This window comes from Cylindrospermum sp. FACHB-282 (assembly GCF_014697195.1).
Classification (GTDB): domain Bacteria; phylum Cyanobacteriota; class Cyanobacteriia; order Cyanobacteriales; family Nostocaceae; genus Cylindrospermum.
On the sequence record NZ_JACJRJ010000022.1, the window covers coordinates 1 to 20,145 of the forward strand.

Sequence of the window (20,145 nt, forward strand, 5' to 3'; positions counted from 1 at the left end):
TTCATCTCACTTATTTTGCTCTCATGTCAAGTACATTTTTTATTTGCTCGCTGATGTTTATCTTGTTTTTTTTGTCAAGTTCATACTATACCAAATTAGATGAGCTTACCCTGAATATATGCGCCTGGTTGGTGTACCAGCTTTAAGAGACGATGACTTATTCGATATGTTCTGTCATTGGCTGGTATCTGTGAAAGAATACGATTTTCACCATAACAATCTGAAAGGTATCTGCAAATTTAAGAACAAAGTTCAGAATTATATAGAATATAATTTATCCCAAATTGCTGTGGAAATCGGCTTTGAAGAAACAAAAATCGAAAGCTGGATACGCACAATTAATCGCAAAAAGCAAGCCATATTTTGTGGTTCACCAGGTACAGGCAAAACATTTATCGTTGAAAAACTCGCAAAGCACCTAATAAGCGAAAGTGATGGTTTCTATGAGTTAGTCCAATTTCATCCAGCATATTCTTATGAGGACTTCATTCAAGGTATCCGTCCTCAAAGCCAAGATGGTAATTTGACATATCCACTTGTTCCGGGCAGATTTTTAGAATTTTGTAAAAAAGCTGAATCTTGCCAAGATACTTGTGTTCTCATCATTGATGAAATAAACCGTGCAAATATAGCGCAAGTTTTTGGTGAACTAATGTATCTGTTAGAATACCGTGAAAGAGAGATTCCATTAGCTGGAGGTAATACCTTTCGTATTCCCGAAAATGTGCGTATTATTGGCACAATGAACACAGCAGATAGGTCTATAGCACAAATAGATCATGCGTTACGTCGCCGCTTTGCATTTATCGAACTTCGCCCTAATTATGATGTGCTAATAAAATATCACCTAAAAACTGGTTTTGCAGTTATAGATTTGATTAATATTTTGGAGCAAGTAAATCAGGCTATAGCAGATAAAAATTATGAAATTGGTGTTTCATTCTTTTTGACTGATAACCTGCGTGATGATATAGAAGATATTTGGCGAATGGAAATTGAGCCTTATTTAGAGGAATACTTCTTTAACCAGCTAGAAAAGGTAGATGAATTTCGCTGGGACAAAATCGAGAAACAGCTATGCATATAAACCCAGCACAATCAAGAATTATTCAAATAACTGAATATGAAACTAAATCATTTCAGCAGGATGAAATATCTGATTTAGCTGGAATTGAGTTATATAAGAAACATAAAACTCAAGTAGATGTAGAATTTCCTAGCTATAAAACTCGTAATAAGTGGCAAATAAAAGCTAAGGGATGGGTTGGCTATATCCCTTTAAATTCCGGATTTGCTCTAAAAATTAATCCCAAAGTGCCTATTCAAAACCTCTTTGGAATGCTGGAATATGCTTATAATTTAAAGAGTTTCAGCTTTCTTGAAGGGCTGATGGATTGTGAATCTATAGAAGATTTTTATAATCGGCTAGCTTATATTTTAGCTCAAAAAATTATAGAAAGATGTCGCAAAGGATTATATCGTGCTTATATACCTAGAACTGAACAGCTTTCCTATGGGCGAGGAAGGATAAATTTACAACAAATAATTCAAAAGCCTTGGAATGTTAAACTAAAATGTGAATATGAAGAACACACTGCTGATATTATAGAAAACCAAATTTTGTTTTGGACACTTTTTAATATTGGTCATAGCCGTTTTTGTTCAGAAAAAGTATCACTGATAGTGCGACAAGCTTATCACGCTATGCAAGGGATGGTAACTCTACAACCTTGCAATTCAGCAGACTGTATTGAAAGACAATATAACCGCCTCAATGAAGATTATCGAATACTACATTATCTTTGTCGATTCTTTTTAGAAAACATTGGGCCAAGTCATGAAAGGGGAAATCACGAAATCCTACCCTTTCTTGTCGATATGGCGCGTTTATATGAAATATTTGTGACAGAATGGCTTAAGCAAAACACACCACAAGGCTATTTTTTTAAACAGCAACATCTAATGCAAATTGGTCAGAATCGACAGTTTAGTATAGACCTACTATTGTGTGATGCTGCTACAGGCAAAACAGTAGCAGTTTTAGATACCAAATATAAAACTCCAGAGAAAGCCGCAAGTTCTGATATTCATCAGATGATCAGCTACGCTAACACAACACAGTGTAAGCAAGCCTTTTTGATATACCCGAAAGACTTGACACAGCCACTAAATATTAAAAGCGACAATATCCAAGTTCGCAGCCTCACCTTTTCCCTGCAAGATAATCTCAATCACGCAGGCCAAACCTTCCTAAAAAACCTCCTTCCTCCCTCCTAACTCCTCTCTCTGCGACGGCAGTCGCTACAACTCTTGGAACCCCCGCAACGCGCTGTCTCCCCTCTGCGCCTCTGCGGTTCGTTAATCCTAGGACTTACGCATTGACAAAAAATGCTAAATATACGTGCTATTTTTATTCATTGAAAATCTTAATTCGTTCGTTAGGGAACGCACCCTACGGGTAGGATGGGCCCCCTGATGCATCAAAACACCATTAAAAAAGCCCAAAATTAAGTTGAATTTCCAAAGGAAGTAAGTCCTAAATCCTTAAATCCCCTATCACCTCACGCCCCGCATCGCCAAAAGCGCAGTCCCATAAGCTGCTTCCGTGTGCTTAGACGCAACTACAGATACCTTTAAATAACGCCGACGAATATTAGTCCACGTAGAATTCGCCGCACCACCACCAGCAGTATAAACACGCTTCAACTTGTCAGAGCCTAGCTGTTGTAATAATTCATACCCTCGCCCCTCAATACGGGCAATACCTTGTAACAAACCATGCAGAAACTTCTGTGAGTTGTCTGGGCGCGGTTCTAATCTTGGCGGTAGGTGGGGATCATTAATCGGAAAGCGATCGCCACTCTCCAATAAAGGATAATAATCCAAATCGCTGGCAATGCTGGCATCTATCTCGCGGCTGAGGCTTTCTAACTCCTCATCAGTGAAAAAATGCCTTAACACCGCACCCCCCGTATTAGAAGCCCCTCCAGTCAGCCATAAACCCCCCAACCGATGGCTATAAATCCCATACCTGGCATCCTCAACACGGGTACGACTCAAGAGTTTGAGAACCAACGTCGAACCAAGGGAAGTCACAGCTTCACCAGGCAATTGTGCGCCACTGGCGAGAAAAGCGGCAATACTATCAGTCGTTCCCGCACACACTACACAATCACGGGGAAAACCAAATCTAGCCGCTATTTCTGGCCGTAATTCGGAAATTGGTGTCCCAGGGGCTAAAATTTTCGGTAGCTGAATGGGTATTTGCAGGTTTTCTAGCCATTGCGGGTATTTTAACTCTTCAACGTCGTAACCCAGCTTTAAGGCGTTGTGGTAGTCGCTAATGCCCAAATGCCCATGGAGGAGAAACGCCAGCCAATCTGCCTGATGCATTAAATATCTAGCTTCGCTAAAAGAGGGTAATTGTCTCATCCACAGCAGTTTGGCTAGGCTAGAGGTGGCACTCAATACGGTATGGTTGGCTGGGGCGACGCTTTTCAACTGCTCTAGCATCCCTGCTCCCCGTGCATCGTTGTACAATAGTGGTGCATCTACAGGGTTTCCGGCAGCATCTCCTAGCAAAATAGTGGAAGATGTGCCATTAATGGCGATCGCCCTAATTTCTCGCCGCAATTCCCCAGGAGTGAGTTCCAGTAAGGTAAACAAGGCCGTTGGCCAGCAAGTTACCCAGTCAGCGCTCCCTCCAGTTTCCCAAGGATAACGCACCTCAGCTAGGATAGTAGCTCCATCGTCAATCACCACGCCCCGTGCGCCAGATGTGCCAAAGTCGATCCCCAGATTCAAACCCATAATCTGATTAATTTGTATAATAAAAAGTCACTAATCAATGGTCTCTAATCATTGTTTTTGTTGCATCTTGTAACAAGATATTCCCCAATCTTGGCAAAACAGTGAAAAGTAGTAAACGAAGTGTTGAAAATTTATTGAGTTTAGGAGAGTTACCACTATGCCCATATCAGATACTCAAGTGTACATCGCTCTAGCTGTGGCCTTGATTCCAGGAATTCTGGCTTGGCGGTTAGCCACAGAACTTTACAAATAGCCTCAAAATGTGACGGGGAATGAGTAATGAGTACTGTAAATGGGAAATTGGTACTGAGAAAAAAACTCTTACCCATTACCCATTACCCATTACTCATTACCCATTCCTCCGTGTGGCAGGTTATCTATTAACTCATCCAACACGTGTAGCAATTTCCCAAAAATGAAGTAACATGGCAGCTAAATCAAGCCGCAATTAGCGCCAGTGTGCTTTTGACGGTGCTTCCCTTCAATTAGCAAGGCTCTTTTTAGCATCATGAACGCGTTACAATCATCCAGACCCGCCCTACAACCTGAACCAAAACGTCGAGTTGTACCTCGACCAAAACGACATCTTCGCCAACGTTCTTACCAGGTAATGGGACTGGAAACCACAGCCAAGATAGCGGTTAACCTAGGACTTTCCGCCGTAGCTGTATCTGCTCTAGTGCAACTTTTACCCTATCACTGGTTACAGCAAGAAAAGTTGCGAGAAATCACCACTGAGGTCAAGCTGATGGAAGGGCGTGTTAATAATTTGCAGGCAGAATTTAGCCGTAATTTTGATCCCCGCCAAGCTAAAAGTATCATGCAACAACAAGCATACCGATTTGACCCTAACCAGCGTCAGATAGTGATCCTGAATCAGGAAAGCAAAGAAGTTGAACAATCAAATTCGTCACCCTAAGTACAATTGAGGTGATTTGATAAATTTGTAATTAATTTGTATTGGTGCTAACAGCTAATAGTTAATCGCTAATTATTCATTTATTGGCTACCTAGCCATACAGGGACATGATCCTCCAGTTCAAAGTTTAAAAATCATTTTTTGAATTTGGTCAGCTGAGGATGCCAGAGACAAATTTTGAATTAAGTAATTAACTAATTAAAATGCTCAGGAGACAGTAGCTCGTTTAACCAAGTTTCTAGTTGTAAATGCAAGCGATAACCAGAAACATCCCTACTACTGTTTAGGGATGGTAGTTGTGTCAGGGCGCGGGAATAATCGGCGATCGCACAATTCCAATCGCCCCAAAGATGATAAGTCCTGCCTCGTTCAGCCCAAATATGCCCTTCTAGTTGACCAAACAGCAGTGCAGTCTCAAAATTCTCAACTGCTTCATAATATTGTCCCAAATCACGTAAGGTAATACCTCGGTTAATCCAAGCCCGAACATGGCGGGGATTCAAATCTAGGGCCAGATCGTAGTCAGTCAGTGCTACGGCTAATTCCCCACAAGCGGCATGGTAATTTGCCCGATTGTTATAAGCACTAGCTAAATGGGGATTTAGTTGCAACGCTGTGTTATAATCGCCTAGAGCTTTTTGGGTTTCACCACTCTGAAAGTAAATCAGCCCCCGGTTATTATAATCAACTGCATTTTGGGGGTGGCGGTAAATAAGTTGGCTTAATAGTGCGATCGCTTTAGAGTAATCCCCTTGTTGAGCTGACTCCAAAGCACAAGAGCGTAAGTAGTTGTCCTCTACATAAGATTCAACCGTACCACGCCCTCCGTGTTCTTGAGGGTAAAGACTCTTATTTTTAACTAACTTATATCGTATATTTTCTTGTTCACCAAGGGCTAAAAATGAGTGAATATCCATACTGTCCTGCCTGAGCTGCTTGCTCTGTGAAATCAAATTATAGTTTTTTTCGCTGCTAGTAGAGTTGCCACTGTGTCACTTGTTCGGGAGTCTATGTTTACTTGAGCGCGAGCATCAAGACTGAAGTTAACCTACTCCAACAATTTATCCTTAAACCTATTAATAGATACTTCATCCCCAAGTTAAATTCCAGAAATTGTCAAGATTAATCCTCAAGACTAGTCAAGTCCTGAGAGCGACAACTTGGTAGAATGCCAACAAGCCCTTCAATAGAGATAGGCAAGAGTTCAATGCAACAGCAATCTGTCTGCGTCTCCATAGCCCCCACGAACTAGATTTGATTTTTAAGTTTTGAGAAAATTTTCTGATGACAACAGCAATTTCCTATCCCAATGCTTCTGACTTAGCAACTGATGATTACATTGTCCTCGGCTTGGCAACCTGCTTTTACAAGGACGATGGAGAAGTTCATCAAATCGAAGTCATAGAACCTATACCCTCAGCGGCTTTGGAAGCAATCTTAAAGGGCATTCCTACGTCCTATAAGTTAGCTTATGCGACAACCTTGGGATCTGTACTGGATGGTGACACACTCTTATTGCCAGATGGCTTCCCAGAGTCGGCTCAGTTTGGAGATGAATTTGTGCCAAGGGCATTTGCCTCAGCTCGCACCTACAAGCGTCGTGAATGTGCAAAAGCCCTAATTCCCCTAGGCACAACCAACACTGATTTAAAGTATTCTACTGAGCGCAAACGGGTCTTAAATGCTGCCAGAGCTGTTACTAAAGAAGACAATATCAAACAGCATTCTCACACTCATAAAGTTCTTTAATCTTGGGTTCTGTTATGTTGAAACTCTACGGTGGCGCTTTTAGTCGTGCATCAATTGTCCAGTGGTATCTAGAGGAGCTAGAAGTTCCATATCAATTTGTCAAGCTGGATATGCAGGCAGGTGAACACCTCCAACCTGAGTATCTGGCAATTAACCCAATGGGTAAAGTGCCGGCAATTGTTGATGGAGATTTCCAGCTTTGGGAATCAGGGGCAATTTTGCTGTATCTTGCCGATAAGTATGTCAAAGCCCCACATTCACCAGAAGAACGCGCTAAACTTAATCAATGGGTGTTGTTTGGCAATGCTACCCTAGCTACAGGAATTTTTGTGGAAGCCAATCGGGAGCGGGAAATACCCCGTTTGTTGACTCCCCTGAACGAAATTTTGGGACGGCAGCCTTTCTTGCTGGGGAATGAATTCACAGTTGCCGATGTGGCAGTAGGGTCTATCCTGAGTTACATTCCCTTGATGCTGAAGCTAGACCTTGGTGCCTACCCAGCAATCTTAAATTATATTAAGCAGATGTCTGAGCGATCAGCGTTTCAAAAAAGCATCGGCGGACGTGTCTAATTAATGGGTGGGCAATGACCGAATTTTAAATTTTGGATTTTGGACTTGAAGATTCAAAATCTAAAATTTAAAAAGGGTTGCAAGCCCCTGACTTGATTGCTGGGGTGAATCTAAAATCTAAAATCCAAAATCCAAAATTGTTTGACGCCCACCATTACCCGGATTTTTTAACGATAATTGGTAAATTGCAAAGCCACAGGCAAGTCTTCTTGCTTGATTCGTTGCATGACAACTTGCAAATCATCTTTAGATTTGGCAGAAACCCGCACAACATCACCTTGAATTGAGGCTTGTACTTTTTTGAACTCGTCACGAATCACTTTGGAGATTTGTTTACCAATATCCTGGCTGATGCCTTTTTTGAGTGTGATTTCTTGACGCACGCGGTTGCCGCTAGCTGATTCAACTTTGCCAAAATCAAAGATTTTTTGGGAGAGGTTTCGTTTAGCAGCTTTTTCCCGCAGTACGGTATGCACAGAGTCTAAGGTAAACTCGCTGTCAGTGCTAATAGTGATGTTTTCTTCGCCTAATTCGACTGTAGTTTGAGTATCTTTCAGGTCATAACGGCCTTTGATATCTCGCACAACTTGATCGACAGTATTGACCAATTCTTGGCGGTCAAAGTCACTCACAATGTCAAAGGAATATGTAGAGGCCATAAAAAATTTTGGTTGTGAGATGTTGAATTTGAGAATGGGGTAATGGGTAATGGGTAATGGGTAATGGGTAATGGGTAATGGGTAATGGGTAATGGCTTATATAAATGATAATGACCAATGAACAATTACCAATTACCCATTACCAATCCCCTATTGCCCAAGGGAGCTAGTTGCTTGGGTGATACTTAGGTAGATGAGCGTGCCAGAGCCAAAGGAGCCAATGCCAAACATGAGCGATCGCAGAAGGGGTATATTCAAAATATAAAAAATTGAGTATAGCAACCGAGCTGTGACAAAGGCGATCGCAGCGTTTGCTGCCATAGGAGAATTCACACCCGTAACATAAGCCATTAATGCTGCTGCAGCAAAAATCATAAACGCCTCAAAGGAGTTCTGGTGTGCCCAGGTAGCTCGTTGGGCATAAGGTGGCAATTTATCAAACATGGCGCGAGGAGCAGAGAGATCATACCCAACAAGGGCACGAGCATAAGCTACCAGCAAATATGGTAGATAAATCAGAACGGCAGCGGCAGCGATAGAGTATAAAAAAATAGCAGATACAGGCAGTTGCGACAGCGACATCAACCTAATAAGTAGTGGTAGTAGTTTTTAGTTGGTAATTGTGAATGGGTAAGGGGTAATGCGGACAACTTATTACCCATTACCCTTTGGTAAGTTCCCGTTTCTCTCATGAGCTTCGCGCTGACTACGTTTTAAGTTAGTCAAAGTAGAAGAGCGTCACCACTTTTCTTTGTTCTTCTGCATCTTTACAAGTTTGTAGCAGAGTGCGACTGTCATGAAATGCAAAGCAGATAAGTTGCTGGCAACGGGAGACGATCTCCTTGTTGCACAGGTAACTAGCTTCTGCTAGGGACAGATTGTCGTTACTGGGATTTTCCACTAGATGCATTACCTGCTCTAGTTGCTGGCGCGATTCATTGGGCTGGCGTTCTAAGCTTTGGGGTAGAATCACCGTCAGCAAATTCGGATCAGCCCGCGTTGCCCCCCGGATGGCAGCTGAATTAGATCCTGTAGCACCAGAGGTGATGACGCGATTGCCCGATAAAACTAGGGCATATGTCATCATTTCAATCAGACTCTGATGCGTAATTGGCACATGACGTGAACCCAGCAAGGCAATGCGCTTAGAACCTGTTTGCTGGATCGTCGCCAGTTCTTGGGCTAATGTATCAAGATTAATGAGGTCTGTAGACTGGCTCAAAGATGGATTTAATCAGATTGAACAACCTAGATATTTTACCAAAGAGCGTGTAGGTGCGAAGCCTACCTGAGTTAGATATTGCTATATTTTCTCGATTGATTTGCTCAGTTACTTAATTGCTTGATCACACCAAGCTAGCCAATATCTTTGATAACTGATACCATTCAGGAGTGATAGATACTGAAACTTTGCTGGTTCTGGTAGTTTTTCAGGATAGGGAAGGCACTGCTGCAACTAAACACGTCCCAGTTATCGGGCCCAGGGAAGCTGCACATCGCCGCCTAGCAGACGAGAGCGAGTTGGATGCTAGGTAGTCAAACAGCCATTTAACTTAGTGGGTCAGGATTTACGCTTTCAATAAACTAGCAATGCCAGGAAATTTGTTCAGGCTATGACAAAGCCTTAGCTGGACTTAAGCCTAGTTGAGATAACAAGCGGTCTGTGTCAAAATATTCTGCCATCAATTGGCGGAGGTACTCGACTTTAATCATTTCGTGGACACGGACTTGACCAAAAGCGCGGTTAACAATTTCCACAGTGGTCAGGGTATCGAGGTCAACGGACAAAATGGGGATTTCTAGTTCTTCAGCGCGATTGAGAATGAAGGCGGGAGGTGGTAGTTGTCCGGTCAGGATCAGGCATTGGGTGGAAGTTTCCAAAGCTGCTTGCTGAATTTCGACGCGATCGCCCCCTGTCACCACTGCCATATTCCAGCGTTTGCGGAAATACTTGACAGCGGAGTTCACATTCATCGCCCCAATTGCTAAACTTTCCACCAATAAATCTAGGCGATCGCTGCGACAGAGAACTTCGGCATTTAACTGCTTGACCAGTTCACCAACGCTGACACTCCGTAGCAATTCGCTTTTTGGCAACATTGCCAGCACGGGAATGCCCTGCTGTTCTAAAAACGGGCGCAACAAAGTGTTAACGGCTTCTAGTTGTTCCCTAGGAACTTCATTGATGGCAACACCAATTAAGCGATCGCCTACACGCTGTGCAGCAGACAAGATCGCCTCAACCGTGAGTAGAGACTGATAGCGGGCTACCAGCAGCACAGCAGCATCCAATACTTCAGCCATTTGCAGCAAAGATAAGCCAAACAATTTACCTTCTGCTAAATCACCAGGACCCTCTAGCAATACCAAATCTCCTTGGGACATTTGTAAGTACTGCTGTATTAGAGACTGCTGATAATTTATGTTGTCTTCACCGCATAAGCGTTTTTGGACACTGACTTCATCTAAAGCCAGCATTGTCGGTGCAACCCGGTTGGCCGCCAGATTTAGGCTCTGAGTAATGAACTGGACATCTTCTTCAACCACGGTTCCACTAGATACATTTAAACAAGTACCTAATGGTTTGCCGTAGGCAATATCCAGTCCTTTTTGTTGTAGCTGATGAGACAAACCTAAAACTGTTGCAGATTTACCGCTATAAGCCTCAATTGATCCAATCAGCAAATATTTAGCAGATGTTGGCACATGAATACTCCTAATTTCAAAAATCTATAGAACCTGGCTAGGTGTTCCCTAATTTTAGTCGCTTCTGATGTTCGGCTGGCGCTCTAAGTGGGTTTTGCCAAAATTCTGCGCCAGAACATGTAGCACAGCGCTAGACAGAAGTTTTGGCAAATTTTGCTATTGGAGCTACATAATTTACACCCCCAAGAGTCCACCAGAATCTATTTCGCGGCTGTGCCTGGGGAAAACCCCATTTTATTCGTCTACCCGCAGCAGCTTGCGGTAAAAAGCTTGTGAAAAATCAGTATTGCGATAACGTTTATAGTTTTCCATAAGTTCAATTAAACAATTAATAAACTCGAAACTTGCCAGCATCACTTCATAACTCAAATCCGCGTTACCATCAAACTGCATTCGGCAGCGTGTTAAGTCTGAGGGCAGGGTAGCAACATTCCAGGTAGCGACGAAGGGAATATGCTCACTGGCTTCTATTTTACGGTGTCCTTCCAGCACGCCTTTTTGATAGAGACTGATGGCAAGAGGCAAGAAATTGCGCTTTGTGCCCTGAGTGTAAGGTAAATAAACACTGGCTTGTTGCTGAGTAACAGGTTGGAGTTGCTCAATAGACATTGTTGAGTATTCCTGAAGTTAGTTGATAACTGGGGATGTTTAGTGCTTATCAATAGTATTCCCGAAAAGATGTGTCTTTACACACAGTCGAGTCGATGGTGAGAGACTTTGATTTCCCAGCATTCATTCAGACAATCCAAGACAACACGGGTGGATTTGTCTGCTATCAATGGTAAAATTGCTCGATGGAGATGGCGACAACTCCTTAAATACAACGGTAGATAAATACTGGTTTTTCAATCAAGTAACCTATGCCAGCGAATTCCTGGCCCGAAAACGATTCTTATAATAAGAGAGCTTCTGATCCACTCGACTCCCTGTTGTCCGACCTATCGGCAGAGGAGGAATTAGTGATAGAAACAGATGCCGTGTCTTTGCCATCATCCCGATTTCAAGGACGTAGGGGCAAAGCCGCTCTAGTTTTGTCTATAGTCTGGAGTGGTACGATCGCTCTGCATTTAGCTTCCTGGGGTTATATCTTGATCCTCGGACTAACAACTATTTTAGGCATCCATGCCCTGGTGGTTGTGTTTGCTAAACCCCGCCATCATCCCAAAGAAATGCAGGGAGATTTGCCCTCTGTATCTGTTTTGGTGGCAGCGAAAAATGAGGAAGCAGTAATTGGCAAATTAGTCAAGAGTCTTTGCAGTCTGGAATATGCCAATGGGTATTATGAAATCTGGATTATTGACGATAACAGCACCGATAAGACGCCGCAGTTATTAGCAGAACTGGAGCAGGAATACGACCAACTCAAGGTGCTAAGGCGATCAGCACAAGCTGTGGGCGGTAAATCGGGAGCGTTGAATCAGGTGCTACCGCTGACTAAGGGGGAGATAGTCGCCGTATTTGATGCTGATGCCCAGGTGACACCAGATTTATTGCTACAGGTAATACCTTTATTTCAAAAAGAAAAAGTGGGGGCGGTGCAGGTGCGAAAAGCGATCGCCAATGCCGCTAAAAATTTTTGGACTAAGGGACAAATGGCAGAAATGGCGCTGGATACCTGGTTACAACAACAGCGGACTGCCATTGGTGGTATTGGTGAACTGCGGGGTAATGGTCAATTTGTCCGACGCACAGCTTTGGCAAGTTGCGGGGGATGGAATGAGGAAACCATCACTGATGATTTGGACTTGACAATCCGCCTCCATCTCGACAACTGGGATATTGATTGTGTGTTCTACCCACCGGTGGAAGAAGAAGGTGTCACCAATGCGATCGCACTCTGGCATCAGCGCAACCGTTGGGTAGAAGGCGGATATCAGCGCTATTTAGATTATTGGGATCTAATTCTCAAAAACCGCATGGGTACGCGGAAAACTTGGGATTTGCTGATATTTATGCTGACTATGTATATCTTGCCTACAGCAGCAATCCCTGATTTATTAATGTCAGTTGCCCGCCATCGTCCACCAATGTTAAGTTCCGTAACTAGTTTGTCGGTCACTATGTCCGTGGTGGGGATGTTTGCTGGGTTGAAGCGGATACGTCAAAATCAGGAATTTAAGGTTTCTACTTATTTTCTGATGCTGCTTCAAACATTGCGTGGCAGTTTATATATGTTGCACTGGTTAGTCGTCATGAGCAGCACTACTGCCCGGATGTCAGTTAGACCAAAACGCCTAAAATGGGTGAAAACCGTCCATACAGGCACTGAAAAAGTATAAGGCAAAAAGGATGAAGGAGCAATTTTTCATCCTTTATTTTTTACCAATCATCATCAACTTCTGATTCATATACTGATTCAGGCACAGTGGCAGTTTCAGAAAAATCTAGTCCATCATTGGAGAAGCTGACAATTTCACCTTTGAAAAAATCTGCTAGACGTTGAGCGGCTTCTTTGACTTCATTAGTTTGGTAATCAGGTACGGGTGTTTGGGGTTGTTGCGGCGGTGGTAAAGTTTGCACCATACCTGTATTTGTCGTCACTGGCTCAATTTTTGCTGGCGCTGGTGGTTGTGGTGCAGGTTGTGGCGTTAGAGGGGGCATTTGCCTCTCGTAGCTGGCTGTAGCTGGCTGGTGAACGGGATTAGAGTTTTGTGGTGGAGGGGATGTTTTAGCTGAGGTAGGAGTTGCAGAAGTTCCTTGTTCCAAATTTACCTGAACTTCACGCTGAAAAGTCTGCTGGAAAGCCGCTTTAATTATGGGCAGATAAGATTTAACTTTTTCATACCACTTGCTTTGGACACCAATACGCGCCACAGCGCCGTCGAACTCAATGAGATGGCACATTTGCCCCAGTAAAGCTTGTGTGGAAAACTGCTGGATATTTCTACGCACCTGTTGCCAAACTTGAGTGTAATCAGATGAGGGTACTACTGAGCTTACTGGTTCAATTATTGCAGGTGGTACAGGAACAGATACAGGTTCTGGGGTTGGTGGTGAAACTGAGTTAGCTGCTAAATTGTGATTTGTTGGCGGTGCAGAAACTTGGTTATTTTCGACTACTGCTGGAGAATAGGTGGGAGATACAGCAGGTGTGGTAACTCGTGGTGAGACAGTTGGGGCTTGTGGCTGAATATTCGTTGCACTGGGTAACAATCCGAGCAATGTAACCTCCAACCACAAACGCGGCTGGGTGGTGTTTTTAATTTGCACTTCTGCTGTTCGCAGGTGTTGCTGTCCAACCAAAATTAGCTTAATGTCCAACTTTTGGGCTAACTCCACTAGTGCTGTCCAGGTTTGTGGAGTACAAGCGACCAAATCTTGGCGGTGATGTGCGGTTTTAGCAATCAGTAAATCGCGGTAGAAGCCGGCGAGATTTTGGAGAATGGTTAGAGGTTCCCGACCACGATCAAGAATTTTTCGGGTATAGTCTAGAACAACTTCGGCATTATCTTGAGCGATCGCACTTAACAGTTCTAGCAAATCCCGTTCACTTACCGAACCGACCAAATCCCAAACGCTATCCGGTGTGACTTCCCCCGATAACAAAGCTAATTGGTCAAGTAGACTTTCGGCATCCCGCAATCCTCCCTGAGAAATTTGAGCTATTAGGGTGACAGCTGCTGCAGAAATCTCGATATTTTCTATTTTAGCGATCGCACTTAAATGCTTAACCATCGCCTCTATTTGAATGCGTCTAAAATCGAACCTTTGACAACGAGAAATAATCGTGGGCAATACCCGCTGTGGGTCGGTTGTCGCCAATACAAAAACTACGTGCTTAGGTGGTTCTTCTAAGGTTTTTAGTAGCGCATTGAATGCCTGGGTACTGAGCATATGGCACTCGTCAATCACATAAACCTTATACCGACACTGCATAGGGGCAAACTGCGCCCTTTCAATCAGTTCGCGGATGTTATCGACACCAGTGTTGCTGGCAGCGTCGATTTCAATCACATCTGTAGAGTAGCCCTTAGTAATTCCCTGACAAACATCACAGAGGCCGCAGGGTTCAGCAGTAGGTTTGTCACCTTTGAGGCAATTGAGTGATTTTGCCAAAATCCGGGCGCTAGAAGTTTTCCCCGTACCTCTGGGCCCAGTGAATAAATAGGCAGGGGCAATTTTCGTGCTGGCGATCGCGTTGGTGAGGGTGGTAGCGATCGCCTCTTGTCCCACCAGTTCAGCAAAACTCTTTGGGCGATACTTGTGGTGTAGGGGTTCGTAAGCCATGGAGCAAGAGTTTCAATGCCTTTCAAGGTTGGTTTTCAGCGCCCAGTCGAGTTTGGCGTTCACCTATTTTAACAACTTCGTGGAGATTCCCCGTTTCTGAAAATGCTGGGGTTTCATTAAAGTTATCCAAAATTCGTCAGGCTTTTCCCAAGGGATTGGTTAATTAGACTAATTCGATAAATTGCCCCTTCCAGCCCCCAATTGCCTTTGCAGTCATTTATCCTGTAGAAGTGAGAAATTTCTAGTTAAGAGATTTAGCACCGTGGGAGAATGTAAATTAGGTTAACCAACCAACAATTAATGGTGCAGCAGATGCTCAGGCGGCTAGTTCAGTGGCTCAAAAAATTTTTTCAACGCTTATTTGGCGGGAAACAGACTCCCGCCCAAAATCGGGTGAATGTGCAAAAAGAACTAGCCCCACCCCTTAGCGATACGGATCTGGAGTTTCTGTTCACCGATCTTTTGGAAGGAGTCCATCAAGCACGAGGACAAGGGTGGGCGCAAAAGTGGCTGTATAATGTTGAGCATCGCATCCCAACTGAACGCTGGGTAGAGTGGTTACAGCGTTTTGGTGAAAAACTGCTAGCCGCACGGACACCTAATAATGAATTAGCAGCGCGGTTGGTGCAGTTGGGTGATTTGGGTGTCGGTGAAGTTGGTGATGTTGCATACAATATCGGTATGCAGCTGTTGACCCGCAATCAAGGTGAACCAATATGGGAATATGAAGGACCTGATGCTCTGGGTGTCACCATTACCGATGAAGCAACTTCCTCTGAAATAGAAGAAAACCTCTCAGGGGAAGCGCTGCAAACCGTTACCCTAGACGAGTTATTTCTGATGTTGCAGCAGGATCAACACTTACGCCAGCAAGTTGCTGAACAGTTGGCAATGGTGACAGATGATCCAGAAGTTCTAATCCAGGCATTGATTGACCAATTGCAGGCTAATGATGAATCTGCTCCAGAGGAAGAGGAGGAAGAGCCGCAACCTGATAATTAAACTATCCAGTGGTTGTGTCTATTGTCTCTACTGGAAAGGTTGTGAACTACTCAGACTTGCCTAGGGATGAAGTCTGAGCTTCTGTGAACCGTTAAAACTGGAATAGCGTATCCGTTATGTAAAACTTATCCAAATCTAATTATCTAGACTAATTACAGCACTTTTCTTGTTGCATTACCACACCTAAATATCCAAAAGGTTTACGGGGCATGGGTTATAGGATTTAATTTTGTACCTGACTGTTGAGCAAAGTGCTGTATCTCAGATAACTTGCCTTAGAAGGTTTTTGGTGTTTACTTCCTGCTTCACTGTGGTAGTGTCGGCACTCACCAGTCCACAGGCTAACATCGTCTAACTGATGACTTTGGACAAGCAGATAGCACTTTTAAAAGTGTGATCTACATCTGAGTGATTTTCTCTTCTTCCCGTAATATCCTGTAATTCATGATTTTTTTAACACAACGATAGCTACAATCTAGGAGAGACAAAATCCAAGAGTGTAGCAGATGCTCAGGTGGCTATCGCAGTGTTTTAACAGGCTTTTGAAGCATCCTTTTGACAGTCAGCAGACTCATTCTCTAAACTCTGCCGGGGTATATAAGGTGGTAGAAACACCACCGGAACTCACCAATGCGGATCTGGAGCTTTTATTTACCCAATTGCTAGAAGGGGTGCATCAAGCCAGAGGACAACAGTGGGCGCTGAAGTATTTGCAGCGGATGGAAAATCGTATTACTGTTGAGCGTTGGCTAGATTGGCTGCTGATGTTTGGCGAAAAATTGCTAGCTTCACCTGCACCAAATCATCAGTTAGCAACGCGAATGGTGCAATTGGGTGAACTGGGAATAGGCAAAATTGGCGAACTTGCTTACGACATTGGCATCCAGGTGTTGAGGCGGAACTCACGCAAAGATTATGGGGATGAGGAGCTAGAACTATTGGTGGAATCCACAGAGCCTACGGAAAATCTGCTAGACTCTCCTGGGCAAGAATTACTTCGCAAATGGGGCGATCACTTATGGCACGATGAGGAGGAAGAAATTGCAACTATCACACCAGCCCCCCAAGTCTTTGAAGAAAAATTGACGGACAACTCAGAAGCAGTAGAATTTTTCGCTCCAGTTGAGGCTGATGAGGTCAACTCAGAAGCAGTAGAATTTTTCGCTCCAGTTGAGGCTGATGAGGTCAGCGATTTAGGGGAACTAATCTGGGAGGATGACCCGGAAGAGGTCGAAACCGCAACAACTATCCTCACTCCCTCTGCATCTACTGCGGAAGAAACCTCTGATCAGTTATTGGTGAATTTAGAGCCAAAGGTCGCATCTGCCCTAGATGAGTTGTTAGTACGGTTGGATCAGAGTGCCAATTTAGTTCAGCAACTTGCTTCAGAATTGGCAATTCAAAAAAGTGATGCCGCACCTCCGGCTAACAGCGATCGCCAAATTGTGATTTCCCAACCGACAGCCCTAGTAAATGCTACTACCCAAGCTCAAACATGGTTTTACAAAGGTCTTCAGCAAGCCAAAGCAGGAGATTTATTAGGAGCGATCGCCAATTATGACCAAGCTATTGAATTTCAACCGGATGTCTACGAATATTGGTTTAATCGGGGCTTGGCACTGTTTCATTTAGAATATTTTGCTGAGGCGATCACCAATTATGACCAAGCTATCGAACTGAAACCGGACTTCTATAAAGCTTGGTACCTTCGGGGGGGAATTTTGGGAGCCTTAGGTAACTTTGAAGAAGCGATCGCCTCCTTCGACAAAGCCATAGACATCAAACCGGACTATCCAGCAGCTTGGTCTAACCGGGGTTTGGCGCTGCTAAAGTTAGGACTACTATGGGAAGCAATTTCCAGTTACGACCAAGCGCTAAATCTGCAACCACAAGACCCAGAAAACTGGTATTACCGAGGGGTAGCCTTGGCTGTAGATGAGCAATATCCAGAAGCGATCGCCTCCTATGACCGAGCGCTTTTAATTCAACCCGACTACCTAGACGTTTGGATTGACCGGGGTGTAGTCCTGTTTAATTTAGGACGGTGGTCAGAGGCTATTGATTCTTGGGATAAAGCCCTCTCAATTCAACCAGAACTCTATTTAGCCTGGTATAACCGAGGTATAGCCCTAGATAACTTAGGACGACGTGAAGAAGCGATCGCTTCCTATCAACAAGCAATAGCCATCAAACCTGATTTCCACTTCGCCTGGTATAACCAAGCAGTAGCACTGTTTTATTTAGAACGATTTGTCGAAGCGATCGCCTCCTATGACAGCGCCTTACAAATTAAAATTGACTACTGGGAAGCTTGGATGGGTAGAGGTACAGCCGCAGGTAATTTAGTTAATCCTGACCCATCAGAAAGTTTAATTACTAGGACATCCAATCCCGCTCTGAATCTCAGAGGCTATGAAGGAAAATTAGCCAGCTACGAAGAAGGATTGACACATCTGCGCCCAGATACCCACCCAGAAGGTTGGGGCAGATTACATTTAGCGATCGCTAATACTCACTACGACCAAGGAAAAAAACATTCCACACCCCGCGATTATTGGGGCCAAGCCATAGCTGAGTACGATCAGGCACTATTAACCCTGACACCAGAAGATTTTCCCCAATTGCATCTAGAGGTTTTGCAATCGCTGATTAAAGTGCTGATAGCTTTAGGATATACAGCACCAGCAGAAGAATTACAACAAAGCGGCATAGATTTATGGCGACAATTACTAAATGAACCAACTCGCCCTGATGAAACTAAAAAACAGCTAGCTCTCAAATTTGCCGGATTGGGGCAATTAGCAGTTGATTTAGCCGTCGATGCTGGTGATTTAGTAGAAGCTTGGGAAATCGCCGAACAGGGCAAAAATACTTGTTCAACCTGGCTGCTTTCTGGTTGGCGTGATGATATTTACTCCCCCAAATATAACTCAGTTCAACAACTGCTCAATCCTACAACAGCAATTGTTTACTGGCATATCAGCCCAGCCGCCCTACACACTTTTATTATTAAAGACCAAGCCCCATCACCCATCCTGCTATTTACACCCATACAAGATTTAGGGGCAATAATGCCCTTAGCTCAAACCACTAATAGTCTAAATGAATTGCCTCTACCCGAAGCAGTGCAGCGCTTGATTGACTTTGAAAATTGGGTAGAAGACTGGCATCAAGAATACCAAGAATATCGCCATCAAGACCAAGAAACTAAAAGCGACCATTCCTGGCGAGTGGACATGGAAAACAGGTTAGAAAATCTAAAAAATATCCTGAATATTTCCACTATTGCCCAAGAACTAGAAGGGATTACTCAACTGATTTTAATCCCCCACCGTGACTTATATAGATTACCTGTCCATGCACTTTTTAATATTTTTCGCCCTTGCCAAGAAGAGTTACCAGATTTAGAATTAAATTGCACTATTACATATCTGCCTAGCATTCAAAGAGGAGTTTTTAGAAAAACAAATTCATTATCATCATGGTCACAGCAGCAATTACTCAGCGTTGAACAGCCCAACGATACAGGTTCTACCGCACCGAAATTTACTAGATTTGCTTCAGAAATTGTGAGCCAAATGTTTGATAACCCCCAACGTATCCAGGGTTTGCAGGCTACTAAAAATAATGTAGAAAATGCCTTATTTACAAATTACAATATATTTAATTTTACAGGTCATAGCATCAACAATTTTAGCGAACCCAAAAAATCAGAACTGGCATTAGTTAATGAAGACAAGCTGATTCTAGAAGAAATCTACCAACATACTCTAGCAAGCTACAACCTAGTTACCCTGTGGGCTTGTGAAAATCTCAGTACTAGTAACCACAATATCAATAGCGAATATGTGGGTTTAGCCACTGGCTTCTTGAGTGGGGGAGTTCCCCATGTAGTAAGTACAATTTGGACTGTAGAGTCATCTGCTACTGCTTTGGTAATGATAGAGTTTTACCGAAGATTACAACCAAATAAATCGGCAGTTACAGCCTTAGCTGAAGCAACAGCATGGCTCAAGGATCTGACTGCGGTTGAACTAACAAAATGGTATGAGAATTTACTGAATATTTTGCAGCCAGAGGATTTTAGAACCAGGGCTTATTTAGCAACACAAATGTACAGAAGTAGTAAATTAGAACCTGAACAAAAGCTTTATAATCACCCTTACTATTGGGCTGCTTTTACAGTTTCAGGTAATATTATATCTCGTTAAATATTTAATAACAAGTTTGGATTCAAGAAAATATTCCTTCAGGACGCACAGCATAATTAATTCACACCATATTATTGCCAGTGGAACGGAGTATGATCTATCAGTAAAGCCTTCGCTTAGATTGCAGTTGATATAGCAATTAAATACAAGAGTTTGTTATTTGTAGTTCGATTAATTTTTTACTAATCACAGTTTTCCTAATCAAAACTGTTATGCTCTTGATAATGATTTTCATAATCAACAAGATGTTGGTAAAAATTTGGTCAAATTTATATAAAAATTAAACATAC

At 43.2% G+C, this 20,145-nt stretch carries 19 protein-coding genes; 10 read left to right on the top strand and 9 right to left on the bottom strand.

The features are described from left to right. The first annotated feature begins 118 nt into the window (after nt 1-118). On the top strand, nt 119-1,087 hold the full coding sequence (locus H6G32_RS13045; protein WP_190458838.1) for an McrB family protein: 969 nt from the start codon (nt 119-121) through the stop codon (nt 1,085-1,087). Next, a complete protein-coding gene (locus H6G32_RS13050) occupies nt 1,078-2,277 on the top strand; it encodes an McrC family protein (protein ID WP_190458840.1) in 1,200 nt (399 codons plus the stop codon). Before H6G32_RS13045 ends, H6G32_RS13050 begins: the two co-directional genes overlap by 10 nt. 279 nt (nt 2,278-2,556) lie before the next feature. On the opposite strand, the gene H6G32_RS13055 is transcribed toward H6G32_RS13050, so the two are convergent. Continuing rightward, entirely contained in the window at nt 2,557-3,810 is a 1,254-nt protein-coding gene (locus H6G32_RS13055; protein WP_190458843.1) for an FGGY-family carbohydrate kinase, read from the bottom strand. Between the two features lie 157 nt (nt 3,811-3,967). Between H6G32_RS13055 and psaM the strand changes: the two genes are divergently transcribed. Together psaM and H6G32_RS13065 are read left to right on the top strand one after the other, a co-directional pair. After that, nucleotides 3,968-4,063 (top strand): photosystem I reaction center subunit XII, encoded by a 96-nt coding sequence (gene psaM / locus H6G32_RS13060; RefSeq protein ID WP_006196319.1) that lies wholly within the window; start codon nt 3,968-3,970, stop codon nt 4,061-4,063. 255 nt (nt 4,064-4,318) lie between these two features. Then, nucleotides 4,319-4,729: a hypothetical protein gene (locus tag H6G32_RS13065; protein WP_190458845.1), complete on the top strand. Its 411-nt coding sequence runs from the start codon at nt 4,319-4,321 to the stop codon at nt 4,727-4,729. 194 nt (nt 4,730-4,923) lie between these two features. Here H6G32_RS13065 and H6G32_RS13070 read toward each other — a convergent pair whose 3' ends face one another. Further along, nucleotides 4,924-5,646, bottom strand: coding sequence for a tetratricopeptide repeat protein (locus H6G32_RS13070; RefSeq protein ID WP_190458846.1), 723 nt, complete (start codon nt 5,644-5,646; stop codon nt 4,924-4,926). 367 nt (nt 5,647-6,013) lie between these two features. Between H6G32_RS13070 and H6G32_RS13075 the strand changes: the two genes are divergently transcribed. Beyond that, nucleotides 6,014-6,478 carry a hypothetical protein gene (locus tag H6G32_RS13075; protein WP_190458848.1) on the top strand — a complete coding sequence of 155 codons (465 nt, stop codon included), beginning with the start codon at nt 6,014-6,016 and terminating at the stop codon, nt 6,476-6,478. A 14-nt stretch (nt 6,479-6,492) separates the two neighbouring features. Continuing rightward, nucleotides 6,493-7,050, top strand: coding sequence for a glutathione S-transferase family protein (locus H6G32_RS13080; RefSeq protein WP_190458850.1), 558 nt, complete (start codon nt 6,493-6,495; stop codon nt 7,048-7,050). A 167-nt stretch (nt 7,051-7,217) separates the two neighbouring features. On the opposite strand, the gene H6G32_RS13085 is transcribed toward H6G32_RS13080, so the two are convergent. From H6G32_RS13085 to H6G32_RS27285, 4 genes are all read right to left on the bottom strand, one after another. Beyond that, complete coding sequence (locus H6G32_RS13085) at nt 7,218-7,709, bottom strand: YajQ family cyclic di-GMP-binding protein (protein ID WP_190458853.1); 492 nt, start codon at nt 7,707-7,709, stop codon at nt 7,218-7,220. Nucleotides 7,710-7,859: 150 nt separating this feature from the next. Continuing rightward, on the bottom strand, nt 7,860-8,291 hold the full coding sequence (locus H6G32_RS13090) for an MAPEG family protein (protein WP_190458854.1): 432 nt from the start codon (nt 8,289-8,291) through the stop codon (nt 7,860-7,862). A gap of 136 nt (nt 8,292-8,427) precedes the next feature. After that, on the bottom strand, nt 8,428-8,931 hold the full coding sequence (locus tag H6G32_RS13095; protein WP_015207643.1) for a hypothetical protein: 504 nt from the start codon (nt 8,929-8,931) through the stop codon (nt 8,428-8,430). 108 nt (nt 8,932-9,039) lie between these two features. Then, nucleotides 9,040-9,099, bottom strand: coding sequence for a hypothetical protein (locus tag H6G32_RS27285; protein ID WP_309232589.1), 60 nt, complete (start codon nt 9,097-9,099; stop codon nt 9,040-9,042). Between the two features lie 2 nt (nt 9,100-9,101). Here H6G32_RS27285 and H6G32_RS27290 point away from each other — a divergent pair, with 2 nt between their 5' ends. Further along, nucleotides 9,102-9,245, top strand: coding sequence for a hypothetical protein (locus H6G32_RS27290; RefSeq protein WP_309232590.1), 144 nt, complete (start codon nt 9,102-9,104; stop codon nt 9,243-9,245). A 75-nt stretch (nt 9,246-9,320) separates the two neighbouring features. Here the strand turns inward: H6G32_RS27290 and H6G32_RS13105 are convergent, their stop codons facing one another. After that, on the bottom strand, nt 9,321-10,415 hold the full coding sequence (locus H6G32_RS13105) for a phosphotransacetylase family protein (RefSeq protein WP_190458858.1): 1,095 nt from the start codon (nt 10,413-10,415) through the stop codon (nt 9,321-9,323). A 234-nt stretch (nt 10,416-10,649) separates the two neighbouring features. Then, a complete protein-coding gene (ebsA, locus tag H6G32_RS13110) occupies nt 10,650-11,024 on the bottom strand; it encodes a type IV pilus biogenesis protein EbsA (protein ID WP_190458860.1) in 375 nt (124 codons plus the stop codon). Nucleotides 11,025-11,275: 251 nt separating this feature from the next. Here ebsA and H6G32_RS13115 point away from each other — a divergent pair, with 251 nt between their 5' ends. Next, entirely contained in the window at nt 11,276-12,694 is a 1,419-nt protein-coding gene (locus H6G32_RS13115) for a glycosyltransferase (protein ID WP_190458862.1), read from the top strand. Between the two features lie 40 nt (nt 12,695-12,734). On the opposite strand, the gene H6G32_RS13120 is transcribed toward H6G32_RS13115, so the two are convergent. Continuing rightward, on the bottom strand, nt 12,735-14,642 hold the full coding sequence (locus H6G32_RS13120; RefSeq protein ID WP_190458865.1) for a DNA polymerase III subunit gamma/tau: 1,908 nt from the start codon (nt 14,640-14,642) through the stop codon (nt 12,735-12,737). Nucleotides 14,643-14,954: 312 nt separating this feature from the next. On the opposite strand from H6G32_RS13120, the gene H6G32_RS13125 reads away from it, so the two are divergent. Then, the gene (locus H6G32_RS13125) at nt 14,955-15,644 is read left to right on the top strand and encodes a hypothetical protein (RefSeq protein WP_242046580.1); all 690 of its coding nucleotides are present in this window, start codon (nt 14,955-14,957) and stop codon (nt 15,642-15,644) included. Between the two features lie 506 nt (nt 15,645-16,150). Then, the gene (locus H6G32_RS13130) at nt 16,151-19,855 is read left to right on the top strand and encodes a CHAT domain-containing protein (RefSeq protein ID WP_190458869.1); all 3,705 of its coding nucleotides are present in this window, start codon (nt 16,151-16,153) and stop codon (nt 19,853-19,855) included. Nucleotides 19,856-20,145: the final 290 nt, after the last annotated feature.

Bases quoted from the DNA above. Each gene is read 5' to 3' on its own strand.
- H6G32_RS13045 (WP_190458838.1), top strand. From the start codon at position 119: ATGCGCCTGGTTGGTGTACCAGCTTTAAGAGACGATGACTTATTCGAT.
- H6G32_RS13050 (WP_190458840.1), top strand. From the start codon at position 1,078: ATGCATATAAACCCAGCACAATCAAGAATTATTCAAATAACTGAATAT.
- H6G32_RS13055 (WP_190458843.1), bottom strand. From the start codon at position 3,810: ATGGGTTTGAATCTGGGGATCGACTTTGGCACATCTGGCGCACGGGGC.
- psaM (WP_006196319.1), top strand. From the start codon at position 3,968: ATGCCCATATCAGATACTCAAGTGTACATCGCTCTAGCTGTGGCCTTG.
- H6G32_RS13065 (WP_190458845.1), top strand. From the start codon at position 4,319: ATGAACGCGTTACAATCATCCAGACCCGCCCTACAACCTGAACCAAAA.
- H6G32_RS13070 (WP_190458846.1), bottom strand. From the start codon at position 5,646: ATGGATATTCACTCATTTTTAGCCCTTGGTGAACAAGAAAATATACGA.
- H6G32_RS13075 (WP_190458848.1), top strand. From the start codon at position 6,014: ATGACAACAGCAATTTCCTATCCCAATGCTTCTGACTTAGCAACTGAT.
- H6G32_RS13080 (WP_190458850.1), top strand. From the start codon at position 6,493: ATGTTGAAACTCTACGGTGGCGCTTTTAGTCGTGCATCAATTGTCCAG.
- H6G32_RS13085 (WP_190458853.1), bottom strand. From the start codon at position 7,709: ATGGCCTCTACATATTCCTTTGACATTGTGAGTGACTTTGACCGCCAA.
- H6G32_RS13090 (WP_190458854.1), bottom strand. From the start codon at position 8,291: ATGTCGCTGTCGCAACTGCCTGTATCTGCTATTTTTTTATACTCTATC.
- ebsA (WP_190458860.1), bottom strand. From the start codon at position 11,024: ATGTCTATTGAGCAACTCCAACCTGTTACTCAGCAACAAGCCAGTGTT.
- H6G32_RS13115 (WP_190458862.1), top strand. From the start codon at position 11,276: ATGCCAGCGAATTCCTGGCCCGAAAACGATTCTTATAATAAGAGAGCT.
- H6G32_RS13120 (WP_190458865.1), bottom strand. From the start codon at position 14,642: ATGGCTTACGAACCCCTACACCACAAGTATCGCCCAAAGAGTTTTGCT.
- H6G32_RS13125 (WP_242046580.1), top strand. From the start codon at position 14,955: ATGCTCAGGCGGCTAGTTCAGTGGCTCAAAAAATTTTTTCAACGCTTA.
- H6G32_RS13130 (WP_190458869.1), top strand. From the start codon at position 16,151: ATGCTCAGGTGGCTATCGCAGTGTTTTAACAGGCTTTTGAAGCATCCT.